This window comes from Vulcanisaeta sp. JCM 14467 (assembly GCF_001316245.1).
Classification (GTDB): domain Archaea; phylum Thermoproteota; class Thermoprotei; order Thermoproteales; family Thermocladiaceae; genus Vulcanisaeta.
In genome coordinates, this window is record NZ_BBDM01000005.1 from 135,256 (window position 1) to 147,218 (window position 11,963).

An 11,963-nucleotide genomic window follows, 5' to 3' on the forward strand; every position below is an offset into this window, starting at 1 on the left:
CATGCTAAGACGCGATGGCAAGCAGGAGAATAAGCGTAACCTAATTACCGTTTAAGAATATCTTAACGCGCCCTAATCATTTAATGATCTCAAATAGTCATAGAGCAAGTAACGCCTTGACTTTCTTTAATTGCCTAGTTACGGGATCGACCTCGAGCCTTAGCCCCTCGAGTGAGTACGCCCCTAAAACCTCCGCATCACCCTCCTGGGCGAAGACAACTATTGTCGTGGCCCTCTCACCCATGCTCTCAATGATAACCTCGCCAATATCCCTCTCAATGACCCTACCCTCGATAGTCCTAAACCTAACCCTTGCCATGGCTCTATGCCGAGCTCCCTAAGCCTTGACGCCCTAACCCACGTGTACGTGCTGCCACTATCCACTAATAGGTCCAGGTCAATGCACTTGGTTGGCTCCTTAGGGTTGCAAATCCTCACCCTGGCGGTGGTATTACCCATCACTGATTGCTATGGCTTGGAGGTTAATAAGGTTAGTAGTACGGCAATACCCGTAGCACCATCAGCAGTACTTCAGTGGGCTTGAGCCTCCTCTCAACGGGGTCAGGCGCCAGGCCGAGTTGCTCAAGCGTGACCGAGCCCAGTAGGTAGATGCCCTCATCACCAAAGACCACGGGCGTTGCCGATGCCCTGAAGCCCTCAACCTCGATACCAACCTCACCCAGGGCCCTTTCGACAACCCTACCATCAGCGAGCCTAAGCCTAACAGCCCTAATGGGCTTGACACCTAACTCCTCAAGTACCCTGCCCGGTATTACCGTGTACGTGGAGCCGGTATCCACGAGTAGGTCCACGGTAATTGATTTTGCGGGCTCGGCAACATTCCAAATCACAGCCCTAACACTGAACGTGCCCATGACCCCTCACGGAATAACCACCCCACTCATTAAATACCTTAGGGCCTAAATGTCATGCCTATTAACGGCTCCGCCGGGCAGTACTTACTGTTGACTTTAATTATCCAGGATGAATCAAGCAACTGCCTAAGGTAATCACTGATCCTAGAATCGCTAATCTCAACGCCGAACTCAGTCTCGAGACCGCGTTTAACCTCGCTCCAGCCCGCGCATTCCCTGGCTATGATCCTCATTATGGTTAGGTACTTATCCCTAGCTGCAGGCTTATCGGCGAGGAAGTTCTCGAACTCCTGCCTAATTAATGCCGTTGCGTAACTCACGGTCTCGCCAATGACCCTTTCCAAGTCCCTATACTCATAATACTTAATGCTGAAGTAAGTGAACCAGCCAGGGATTCCGCCAAGCACTTCATAAACCTTATCAAAGTCATTAAACCCAATGCCCAACTCCTCAAAGCCGCGCCTTAGGAATTCAACGGACTGCTCCCTAGTGAAGAGTGACAACTCGACAATACCCATGGCCCTACCAAATAGCGGCGACTCAGGATCCTTAACCCTAAGGAACCTGTACAGTAAGCCCATCTTAGAACCACTGATTATGAACCTGACCCTCCTAAGGTTGTCATAGGCGTAGGCAATCACGGGCAGTACGTTGAAGCCCCTAGCCTTAACAAGCTCCTGAGCCTCATCAAGTACGATGATCACCCCATTGTCAGACCAATCATTTAGGGCATCAAGAAGGGATGTGAGGGAGACCCTATCAACACCCTTCCAAGAGAAGAGGACTTAATTACCCATGATACTAACACCACCTATGCCCCTGAGAAAGCCAATTAGTGCGGGAAACCTCCTGGTAAGGTTATTGACCTCACGCTGAAGCTCAAGGATGAAATCCCTATATGATAAGTATTGCCTTTCCTCAAACTTCCTAAGATCAACGTAGATATGGGGCAGGCTAAGCTCCCTAAGGGCAACAAGAATTAGAGAGGACTTACCAACACGACGCAAACCAAGGACAAGCGTTATGGGCATGCCCAACCTACCGACATAGTCAATGAGCCTGCTAAGCTCGGAATCCCTGTCAAAGAGCTCAAGCCTACTATCCTTCGGTCCCAAATCAAAGAGCACCTCCACCCCCAGAAGTTACTTCCAGGGGCAGAAGTTAATAAGAATACCGCAACATGACGCTAAATTAATGATTAATACCACTTATACTATACTTAATATTATTTATACCCACATTGTAATTAACCGAATAGCCTATTCATAGGCCAGGATCGATCACTATAACCCTTCAGAAAAGCCAGGAATAAGTACCTAAGGGTTATGGTCTTTAACACGGCTAAACTCATCGAACAATACTTTGCTTCCCATACATACAAACTTAATTTATATTTCACAAATTGATATAAGTCCATAGGAGTATTATTCCATCCCTTAGATTAAGGCTTAAAAGGGTCGTGATAATAATATCGGTAATATGAGCCGACCGATTAGTGAGTTAATATCACTCAGGGGAAGGAGGGCCCTCATCACTGGCGCCGCCTCTGGGATGGGTAGGGCCATGGCACTTAGGTTTGCTGAGGCTGGGGCTTCCCTATACCTCGTTGATATTAATGAGGCTGGACTTAGTGAAGTGGCTAGTGAGGTCAGGAGCAGGTTCGGCGTCGACGTTAATACCTTCCGCGTTGACCTATCCAAGAAGAAGGAGATAGACGACCTATGGAACTCCATAAAAGGTAGGGAGCCCGACATACTCGTTAATAATGCAGGTGTTTATGAATTCGTGGACTTCCTGGAGGTTGATGAGGAGGTGCTGGAGAGGTCATTGTCGGTGAATCTAAAGTCGGTCTTCTACATGTGCCAAAGCATGATTAGGAGTAGGGGCGATAAGGGCGGTGTAATAATAAACATAGGTTCCATAGAGTCAATACTACCCTTTGCAAGGAACCTGGTGCATTACGACATAAGTAAGATGGGTATAATAGCACTCACGAGAGCGCTTGCAAAGGAGTACGGGCCAAGGGGCTTCAGGATCAACGTAATAATCGCCGGTGGAATAAACACGCCAGGCGTCCAGAGGTTGAAACAAGAGGCCATACTTAAGTTGAAGATCGACATAATAAGGACTGGTGTTGAGTACTTCATGAGGGTGCCACTTAAGAGACTTGGCGACCCAGACGAGGTTGCCAGGGTGGCGCTATTCCTGGCCTCGGACATGGCGAGCTATGTACATGGAGCAGCCATACCAGTCGATGGAGGCTTCCTCTCTGCGTAACTAAACATAACCAACCTCCGACAACCTATTCACGAGCCAGGACCAAACACCACGGCCCTTCTCGGAAAGCACAACTAGGTAGAAGAGGGCTACGGAGACTATCATCAGCAATGCGGTGAAGGTGGCGCTTACGTAATTCAGTACCGTGCTTAATAAGCCGTAGTGAGTAACCTCCGCAGTAAGAGCTAGGAAATAGGGTGCCATGAATATGCCCAGGGATGCGAAGAGGAGTGCGAATATCAGTGTCCTCCTTAATGTAAAGACAACAGGTCTCTGGGCAATATTAAGCTCCCTACCTGCGGAATACCCACGTAGGCCGCCAGTAACCAACTAAGTATAGGTGTAATGAGTATTGCGGCAATCAATGCCGGTGCAAGGTATATGGCTGGTCTAAAGTAAATGCCCTGTATGATATAGGCAATTACCCAGGCAATAGGGTGATTGCTACAATTAATGTCCTAGCAAGCATCCTAAGCCTGAAGTACCGGGCTGGGTCTATGGACATGCTCAACCAAAGTCTCTCACCGCTTATTGTGAACATTAATGGCATGAATAAGTATAGGTAAATGATAATGAAGGTCATTACCGCGAAATCCCCTTGCCAATTACCAAATTGATAAGGTGCGGCAAGAAATTCCATAAATACCTTGCTGAGGAACACGGTAATCACTAAATAGACAATGGCAGTCACGGTCGATAGGGGTACCAGGACCTTAAGTATGTTAGTCCTCTCGCCGCGTATTATCAAGACCTTCGTAGACGTGAACCAAATGATCCCCCAGGGACTCCTTGGTAGGTGGGTTACGAGCGTATCAACGTCACTTCTACGGAGTAATGGCGTTGAGACGTCCAACACCTCATATGCATTTGAGGCTAAATCTCTGATGCGTCTCCTCGGTATTGTGGCTACGACAACGGCTGTTAGGGCTAGGGCATAGGCCACGTAGGTGGGGCTTGGATTGACAAAGCCGTAAATTGGAGATAGCCTGGGGCTTATAAAGCCTAGGATTATTATCAAGAGCAGTGGTGAAATGTAGAGCAACCTAAGTGTTTGTGGAAGTACCAGGCATTGGCCGTAAATAGCGTGAAGAAGCTCGTGAGGAGTAATAGAATCAGCACGTAATAGGCAGCATCAATACCGGGCCTTACAAGAGGTGCTGTGAATGTGACGAACGTGATTAGGTATATTAATCCATTAGCAATGGCCCTGGCAATGTAGTACTCCACTGGATCCATCTGGGTTGTGAAGACAAAGTCGATGGCAGACTTAACAAAGAAGCTCCTAGTGGAGACCATGGAAAGGGCCATTAGGAGGAGGACTAGTATGAATGAGCTTAATTCATAAAATACGCCATTAAGCACGGTCTCAGCATCATGCTTTATTAGGAGCGCCGCAATGGCTATATTGTAAGTCGCCATTGCAAGCCAAATTATGATGAACCACCTACTATATAATTGCTTAATCTCGAAGTAAATTATCTTTAGGAGTCTCATCCCATCAACCTCGCCACAACCTCCTCAATACGCTCACCAGAGCTCGCCGCAGTATCCCTAAGCTCGCTCATTGACCCCTGCCAAACAATACTGCCCCTATTAATCACGATGACCCTGCTCGCCAACCTCTCGGCCACAGACATTATGTGCGTGGAGACCAGGATCGTGGTACCACCGGCATTCAAATCCCTAAGCATCTTAATCACGGCCTCTTGGGTCGGAATATCCAGGTAATTAAGCGGCTCATCAAGGAGTAGGACCCTTGGCTTGTGCATTATGGCGAGGGCAATGGCGAGCCTCTGCCTATTGCCTCTCGACAACGTGGCGGCTCTCCTATCAGCAAGGTCCTCGAGACCGAGTAGCTTGATCGCTTCATCAACCACTGAGTCGTTTAAACCCCTGAGCACGGCAACGTACTCCAGGTTCTCCCTAACGGACAGGTTTAGGAATGGCACGGCATCCTCAGGAAGATAACCAATACAGGCCTTAACCTCCCTAACCTGCCTCTGAACATCAAAACCACAGACGAAGGCATTACCCGCATCGGGCCTTAATAAGCCCGCCAGTATCCTGAGAGTTGTTGACTTACCGGCACCATTTGGGCCGAGCAGTGCGACAGACTCGCCACACCTCACGTCAAAACTAATGCCGCTCAGGGCAACCACACCGCCAAAGCGCTTAACAAGGCCCTTAACCACTATACACATTAAACTCGCAATTACGGTAACGCTAATAAGTCTTATGCTGATAATACTTTTAACTTAAGTCGCTAAACAATAACAACCTATGCCAGAGCCCAGGAACTTGAGAATAATGGCGAATTTAGGCAAGGCGTTGGTCATTGTTGGTGCATTATTCATCTTCCTAAGTTTTATCGGTTTGCTCTCGGCAATGACGTACGTAATGCCACCTCTGTCATTTATCATTACCGACCTAGGGCTCCTGGTGATTGGACTAATCTACCTGGCCCAGGGATCCCTGGTAATAAGGGCAGCGGCTAGCAGGTATTATGCTGTCCTCGCGGTACCTGTCACGGCAATTGCCATTGGCGCAGTGCCGGGAATACTCATAGGGACCATGGACTTAATAAGTCTCGAAGTGGTTATAATACTAATCGTGTTTATACTCACGGTAATGTCAATATACGCGTTAATACGCATGATCATGAATTACGGGCTAAACACAATGGCCATGCTCAGCATCGGTTTGGTTGCGGTATCCCTGGGCATGCCGTTGATGCTGGCTTGGTCGAGGACGGCTGGTGGCGTGATAATGGCCGTAGGCCTTGCGTTAATAGCCATGGGGCTACAGGAACACCTAAACAGGTGGGTAAAGGGATTACTTAATGCATTGGCTGAGCATGCCACTTCATCGTTATGGTCTCCAATCCTCAATGTATATCCTGTCGCCCTCAACAACGGCCTTAAAGTAATCATTACCAACCCTCAACCTACCACCTTCCCTATAGACGTAAAATGCACCAACATGAACGTCACCGGCAAAGCTAATGAAGGCCCTCCTAATGACCTCACGGAGAATATCCTCAAAGTAAGCATCATCACCGACCCTAAAGACCATTGGCGGTAGGTCAAGCCCGACATCATAAATAACGAGGCAGGGCCTAAGGGCACTACCTTCCTCACACCTTATACCAAACTCCCTAACAATCCTAATGGTTAACCTACGCAGGAACTTACCAACATTAACAATGACGCCACGATAATCACGATAAGCACCCAAGTAATCAATGTACAAAACCCTCAACAAACTCAACAAAGCCCTAGCCTCGCCACCACTAAACGGAGCTACGACAATGAAGTCACCAAGAGCAACAACAAACCTAGACCCACCCATCATAAGAAGGAACACCAACTAAGTATAAAAACCAATTTCACCCAACCCAGCAATAAACATTCACATCAACAAATAAATTTAACCAAATTAACAATCACAAAGATACCCCGCCAACAAACACGGGGCCTAAACCCACATTACCCCTAATCATTGAACCTAGAACTAAGCACTTTCAATAGTCTCTCCTTAACAATACTCCACACCCCCACCATCATACTCACCAGGGTCCACCCTAACCATGTAAAGTCTCTTACCACTACTTAATGAAATCTCCACAAAGCCGTTACTCCCTACCAAGTCCCAAAGCGATGCCGTTGCCCCATCCTCCTCAACATAGATAAACCTAGTATTCAAGCCAGGAAACTATGCTAAGGTCAGCATTATACCCATACATATAGTCCATGACCTTATACCTACCCGCGGTTGTCTCTCGGAGAACTTACACTCAATAACGACAGTCCTAGTTTTATCACCAACGGAATCACCGCTAATAACCGACACGTTAGGCCTACCCCTTATCTTATCGACAACACCTCTCCTCCTAAATAGTGCATCAACGTACTTATCAACGAGACCCCTAAATGGCAAACCGACATAATCACTGATAACCTCTAATGTTTACCGGACTGATGCCCTATCACCCCAAAGCACATAACCAACCTCACCCTCACTCTAAACGGAATACTCAAGGACCAAAACCAATGCTCGGCATTACCAGGAAAACACGGATATACGGTACATCCTTCCTTGCCCGAATCCACTCAATGACTCTACCTAAATTATCAAAATCATTGAATGGCGATCTATAAACAAACCAACTCCTCAAATCCTAATTATGATTAATTTGTATTAAGACTTAACTTTCAACTCCAAATCAATGCGATAACCCCAAAATTCAACTCTTAACATATGTATAATCTCAACACACGATCTTCCCATCATTACACTAAAGCCAATCAACTCTACCCCTTATTTAAACGCCCTAGCCACTTATTATAAATCAACCCAGTATAGTTTCATCTCGACCTTAATTACCCGCATAATTCAAATCCCACACAAGTAATCAACGTTATTCTAAATGGCGCATCCTTAAATAGGCTCAGCAATCAGTGATTCTGGACTTCAATGACGCTGGCGGGGTTTGCTGATTATTGATGAGTTACACCTTTACGGATGTTTCCGTTGGATGATGTTTCCTTTCCGGGGAGCTGAGCCTTGATGATCAATCCCGTCGCTGATTAACTATTACACAGCCTGACCACATGCCTATTCTTAGCTATCTCGCTTCTCTCAATCATGATGGTGGTATAATTAACGTTGTCATGGTTGTCATGATAGTTTCCCGCAATGTTTGTATTTACGTTATTACTGATACCGCCTATTTCATATTTCTTGCCGTGACTCGAGGTACTGAGCCAATGAATAATCACGACAGCCACTATTAGTAATCCAATAACCAAAGCGGCAACTATTCTCAAATCCATACCCCTACCTAACCCTAGATTATGCGCCCACTTAAATAACCAATGCACTTACAATCATTGAGTAAGGCTTATTTGCTGCATTGTATTTCATAGTAATGGTTCCCCGCGCCGACAAGACCCGCGAAACCGTGGGCCGGTGAGTCGGCATCCGTCGGGCTCGGGAGCCCATCCCATTATCCTCGGCACTCCTCACTAATCATATTAACCACAATCCTCATGGCTGTCTCAAAAACATCCTTATCAACAGACCCCAACCCAACCCTGACTCCATCATCCCTACCGAAGTATTGCCCAGGTACTGTGAGGACATCCCTACTCAGTAACTTATTTGCAAATGAGCTTCCCGTGAGACCTTCACATTTAACCCTCATGTAGAGTATGGGCATATACTCAACGTAACTAATACTCACGTAATCACCAACCTCACTAGTTAACCTCCTCATCGTATCAACATTAGGCATTATTACGCCCAAGTTCCTCTCCCTAACCCAACCCCTATTCCTCAGCAATATCGATGCATACCTAAGGTTAAGGTCAATAACCAGCGGGCTCACCAGGTCAATTATCCCATTAACCTCCCTAACCACCCTATCATCACCCACAACCCAACCAACCTTAACCTCACTCATAGTGTAGAATTTTGACGTGCTGAAGGTAAAGACCACATTCTCCAACGGTAAATCCCTCAGGTTATTCTCCACGAACTCCAGGAATATCGAATCAACCACGGCATAGGCACCCCTCCTCCTCAACTCATCACTCAACTCCCAAAGCAACTTCCTGCCAAGGAATATGCCAAATGGGTTGTTTGGATCCATAGGCTCATGGCGGGGTGATCCAGGGTGTGGGCTTACAGCATCCCTCTATGGGTATGAAACTCCTTAAAGGCCTCCTTTTTAACGCATTAATTATCGACTGCCTTGTTTTCTCGTATATTCCCCGTTCTCGGTACTCCTGGTATTTCATACAAAGCAATCTAATAATCTTCTTCATTACCTCCTCATCACTGAGCTCTGATAGTCTTATCACCACGTAGTACCCCTTTTTCCTGCGCCTTAACCTTACCTTATAATCATTTTTAAGTTGCTTATAAATTTGCACCGCACGATCCTTCTCCACCTCCCTATGTTCTAGGCTAATTCCTGTCTTACTTATCCTGATAGAAAAGGCGATTCCATTAATATCTATTTGATATCTACCGCGAAAATGCATTTCAGCAATTGACATCAACCTTGCCCACTTTTCAATGGCTAAGGCACTAAGTAGGTCTTTTACCCTCTCCGGCAATGCATTAAGAACATCTCTTGCGAACCTCACTGCTTTAGCACCATTTATAGAAATTACGTACTTACCTCTATTCGAATATGGGCGAAGCCCCAATCGCTCAGCAACCACGCTCCAAACCTTACCCTCCCCAAATACTAACGTTATAACTGGGTAAACATATTGACCACGATATCGCTGAAGCTTCACAGAGCCATCCCCCAGGATACCGCCCAGCAATAGTATCTTTAGCTGTGTTAAGTCCATACTCAGTATTATGGATTTCAACACCGATGCAGGTAAATGCTTTATACTACGTGCTTCCGGAACAACATTCCACTTTACCTTTGGTTCCTCTTTATTCAAGTCTACACCAATGATTCTTACGCTGCATGAACCATAATTTAATACCATCCATAATAGTACTTGCCAATCATTTGCGGTTACCATACGTGCCCCTGCGGTACTCACACGTTTCGGCGCGCCATCAGCCAACTCCAATCCCATTTTCAATAGCGCCACAGCATCACCAACAAGTAATTTAGGCACATCTATAACGAGTCCCCCTAACCTTTCAAAAGTCATCATAACTATTACGCCACCATCAATCTCCTCAATCATTAAATCTATATCGACCCCATTAATCACCACACTCAAACTCCTCTTACCCCTCATTATTACTGTCTTTCCACTCTTTAACGCCTCAATAATCATCCTTACCTCACCATTATGATTCATGAACCAATCCCTCACATACGCAATATACCTTTCAATCTCCTCCACAACCTTAACAAGCTCTGAAAAACCACTAGTCCTCAATCTCTCCCTAATGATAGACCACTCCTCCATCTCTTTCCTCCAGAGCTCATCAGCATTAAACCTCTCTAGTCTCCTAATAGCTTCATCAACTAACACTTTAATCCTCTCCTCCTCACCCAGGATTTGCGGTAAGACCCCAGGCCCTATCACCTCTCTACTATTACCGAGTACTTCAAGCGACTTAGTAACAGGGTCATTATTGGCGCTAGGCAATGGTCCAGTAGGTGCGGCGTCCGCTTTTGGGCCCCCGGCCGGGTTCCCGACCGAGGTATTCTCGGTCGGTGGTACGGGAGCCCGAGCCCCAGACTCTGGGGCAGGATTAGGGGATTTTAGCTCGCCGTGGGACCCCACCGGTTCTTCCGAACCGGTGGAGATACCCGGCAACCCACGGCTCATCGCTAGGTCCATTTCCTCCCTTCTCCCGCCCATGGGGACCACCGAGAGGAGACGCCCCACCGGGGTCCTCCTCCCGGCAGGATCGCCAGGAGTCGCCCGGTGGGGCCTTACCACCCACCGCCCGAGGATGAATTAGGAATCAAGGATGGAATAATCGGGTTAGGGTGGGTTGGCGCCCCACCGGGCAACCCGGCGAGGCGCCTCCCCTCAGCTGTCCCCATGGGCGGGAGAAGTCCTGCCCCAGGTAGGGGCTATTGCCTTTCTCGTATCACTTGTTTAAATACCCTTTGCTCCACGCTCATCGTTGGCTCAACTAGGCGCTTGTCCAGCAAAGCCCTAGGAACTACTTGCTCTTTTCCTCGTTTTATGGCTCTCTCATTGGTGACTTATTCCACGTTTTCGTGAAACATTATATCACTTCCTCCATGTAATGGATGCACTTTATCCTCTCCAACCTAGGGTTTGCTGTTCATTGTTTCACCTAGGCGTTGATTCGATTCCCCATGCCCATCCCTCGGCCCCGACTCCCCGCCGTTTCCGCGGGATTCCGCTTGGGACGCGTCCTCCGCACCGCGGTCCCGCGGACGGCGCCCTCGGCTTTTCGGCCCTTCGGGCTAGGGACGCGTCTTCCTCACAGCCCATGCCTCATTCGCCGAGAGCCCCCCTAACCAGGGGAGCCTCGGCTTCCTGACCTTCTCGGCTCGCAAGGTGCGGGGGAGGAGGGGCGGGGAGGACGAACAAGGGGTTTGAGGGAGGGAGTGGGGCCGAGGAAGGGCAGGGAAAGAGGTGGCTTGGTATCTTAATGGTTAGGTGGCTTGAGCGTTGTTATTATCGGTATCGTCATTACCATTAAGGTATTGACTGCATGCGCAGTCAATGAGCTTTTCGTCGCCTGAGTCAGCGCACTACCCACGGGATGCTGTAAGCCCACACCCTGGATCATCCCCAACCTTCCGCCCGGGCTGTTCCCGGGTGGTTTGGTTGGGGACTCATCGCCTAGATCTGGTCAACCTCCCAAAATAACTAAGTAGTTTATATAGGCTTCCCGAAATCGGAATTGAGGATTCACGGAGGGTTGATTTGAATGGTGATGGGGGATTGATATGAGGAGGATGTGGGTGAAAAGAAAATGAAAAGATGGGAATTTTGATTTTGAATCATGGGCTAACTACTGCGTTATGTTTGGAAGTCTTGGTACATGCTACATGTTGTTCCTTGGTCATACATTGGTGTGTAAATCACGTTTGAATTCTCAGCAGTATTATCAACCAGCGAGCTTGGTATAGGTTCACGTTGGAGCAGAACTGGAATTCGCCAGTGCCAAAGGGGTTAAAGTACACGGTGGTGTAATTGGCTCCAGCCCAGACCACGTTGGACCTGTACCAACGATTCGTGTATTGGGATGGGATACTTATGCATTTGGAGTAAGTTTGACCATTAGTTGGTAGATACACATACTCACAAACCTGACTAATTAAGCCATTACTGCCAACGTCGTATT

Annotated in this window: 21 protein-coding genes; 2 read left to right on the forward strand and 19 right to left on the reverse strand. The window is 47.5% G+C overall.

What is annotated here, in order from left to right:
• Positions 1-97: 97 nt before the first annotated feature.
• Positions 98-319: a hypothetical protein gene (locus tag JCM14467_RS06620; protein WP_252900964.1), complete on the reverse strand. Its 222-nt coding sequence runs from the start codon at positions 317-319 to the stop codon at positions 98-100.
• Between the two features lie 6 nt (positions 320-325).
• Between JCM14467_RS06620 and JCM14467_RS16695 the strand changes: the two genes are divergently transcribed.
• Positions 326-544, forward strand: a complete 219-nt coding sequence (locus JCM14467_RS16695; protein WP_252900965.1) for a hypothetical protein — start codon at positions 326-328, stop codon at positions 542-544.
• On the opposite strand, the gene JCM14467_RS06625 is transcribed toward JCM14467_RS16695, so the two are convergent.
• From JCM14467_RS06625 to JCM14467_RS16705, 3 genes are all read right to left on the reverse strand, one after another.
• Positions 492-875 carry an aspartyl protease family protein gene (locus tag JCM14467_RS06625; protein WP_054849557.1) on the reverse strand — a complete coding sequence of 128 codons (384 nt, stop codon included), beginning with the start codon at positions 873-875 and terminating at the stop codon, positions 492-494. The two genes, JCM14467_RS16695 and JCM14467_RS06625, sit on opposite strands and share 53 nt — an antisense overlap.
• Positions 876-913: 38 nt before the next feature.
• Positions 914-1,579: an AAA family ATPase gene (locus JCM14467_RS16700; protein WP_252900966.1), complete on the reverse strand. Its 666-nt coding sequence runs from the start codon at positions 1,577-1,579 to the stop codon at positions 914-916.
• Positions 1,580-1,660: 81 nt separating this feature from the next.
• The gene (locus JCM14467_RS16705) at positions 1,661-2,008 is read right to left on the reverse strand and encodes a hypothetical protein (protein ID WP_252900967.1); all 348 of its coding nucleotides are present in this window, start codon (positions 2,006-2,008) and stop codon (positions 1,661-1,663) included.
• Positions 2,009-2,354: 346 nt separating this feature from the next.
• On the opposite strand from JCM14467_RS16705, the gene JCM14467_RS06635 reads away from it, so the two are divergent.
• Positions 2,355-3,152 carry an SDR family NAD(P)-dependent oxidoreductase gene (locus JCM14467_RS06635; RefSeq protein WP_054849558.1) on the forward strand — a complete coding sequence of 266 codons (798 nt, stop codon included), beginning with the start codon at positions 2,355-2,357 and terminating at the stop codon, positions 3,150-3,152.
• On the opposite strand, the gene JCM14467_RS06640 is transcribed toward JCM14467_RS06635, so the two are convergent.
• The 15 genes from JCM14467_RS06640 to JCM14467_RS16730 form a co-directional block, all read right to left on the reverse strand.
• A complete protein-coding gene (locus JCM14467_RS06640) occupies positions 3,153-3,482 on the reverse strand; it encodes a hypothetical protein (RefSeq protein ID WP_054849559.1) in 330 nt (109 codons plus the stop codon).
• A 91-nt stretch (positions 3,483-3,573) separates the two neighbouring features.
• Positions 3,574-4,170: a hypothetical protein gene (locus JCM14467_RS06645; protein WP_054849560.1), complete on the reverse strand. Its 597-nt coding sequence runs from the start codon at positions 4,168-4,170 to the stop codon at positions 3,574-3,576.
• Positions 4,167-4,646 carry a hypothetical protein gene (locus JCM14467_RS06650; protein WP_054849561.1) on the reverse strand — a complete coding sequence of 160 codons (480 nt, stop codon included), beginning with the start codon at positions 4,644-4,646 and terminating at the stop codon, positions 4,167-4,169. The genes JCM14467_RS06645 and JCM14467_RS06650 overlap by 4 nt, the downstream gene beginning before the upstream one ends.
• Positions 4,643-5,353: an ABC transporter ATP-binding protein gene (locus JCM14467_RS06655; protein WP_054849562.1), complete on the reverse strand. Its 711-nt coding sequence runs from the start codon at positions 5,351-5,353 to the stop codon at positions 4,643-4,645. Before JCM14467_RS06655 ends, JCM14467_RS06650 begins: the two co-directional genes overlap by 4 nt.
• 54 nt (positions 5,354-5,407) lie before the next feature.
• Complete coding sequence (locus tag JCM14467_RS16710; protein WP_252900968.1) at positions 5,408-5,572, reverse strand: hypothetical protein; 165 nt, start codon at positions 5,570-5,572, stop codon at positions 5,408-5,410.
• A gap of 81 nt (positions 5,573-5,653) precedes the next feature.
• Positions 5,654-5,812, reverse strand: coding sequence for a hypothetical protein (locus tag JCM14467_RS16715; protein WP_252900969.1), 159 nt, complete (start codon positions 5,810-5,812; stop codon positions 5,654-5,656).
• Between the two features lie 3 nt (positions 5,813-5,815).
• On the reverse strand, positions 5,816-5,947 hold the full coding sequence (locus JCM14467_RS19425; RefSeq protein ID WP_256359222.1) for a hypothetical protein: 132 nt from the start codon (positions 5,945-5,947) through the stop codon (positions 5,816-5,818).
• Between the two features lie 73 nt (positions 5,948-6,020).
• Complete coding sequence (locus JCM14467_RS06660; RefSeq protein WP_252900977.1) at positions 6,021-6,515, reverse strand: hypothetical protein; 495 nt, start codon at positions 6,513-6,515, stop codon at positions 6,021-6,023.
• Positions 6,516-6,686: 171 nt separating this feature from the next.
• Positions 6,687-6,854, reverse strand: a complete 168-nt coding sequence (locus JCM14467_RS16720) for a hypothetical protein (RefSeq protein ID WP_252900970.1) — start codon at positions 6,852-6,854, stop codon at positions 6,687-6,689.
• A gap of 9 nt (positions 6,855-6,863) precedes the next feature.
• The gene (locus JCM14467_RS06665) at positions 6,864-7,088 is read right to left on the reverse strand and encodes a hypothetical protein (RefSeq protein ID WP_054849564.1); all 225 of its coding nucleotides are present in this window, start codon (positions 7,086-7,088) and stop codon (positions 6,864-6,866) included.
• 97 nt (positions 7,089-7,185) lie between these two features.
• Positions 7,186-7,326, reverse strand: coding sequence for a hypothetical protein (locus JCM14467_RS16725; RefSeq protein ID WP_252900971.1), 141 nt, complete (start codon positions 7,324-7,326; stop codon positions 7,186-7,188).
• A gap of 412 nt (positions 7,327-7,738) precedes the next feature.
• Entirely contained in the window at positions 7,739-7,984 is a 246-nt protein-coding gene (locus JCM14467_RS06670) for a hypothetical protein (RefSeq protein ID WP_054849565.1), read from the reverse strand.
• Positions 7,985-8,157: 173 nt separating this feature from the next.
• Positions 8,158-8,802: an aminotransferase class I/II-fold pyridoxal phosphate-dependent enzyme gene (locus JCM14467_RS06675; RefSeq protein WP_252900972.1), complete on the reverse strand. Its 645-nt coding sequence runs from the start codon at positions 8,800-8,802 to the stop codon at positions 8,158-8,160.
• 4 nt (positions 8,803-8,806) lie between these two features.
• Positions 8,807-10,279, reverse strand: coding sequence for a hypothetical protein (locus JCM14467_RS06680; protein ID WP_054849566.1), 1,473 nt, complete (start codon positions 10,277-10,279; stop codon positions 8,807-8,809).
• Between the two features lie 1,421 nt (positions 10,280-11,700).
• A partial coding sequence (locus JCM14467_RS16730) for a hypothetical protein (protein ID WP_252900973.1) occupies positions 11,701-11,963 on the reverse strand: 263 nt, incomplete at its 5' end.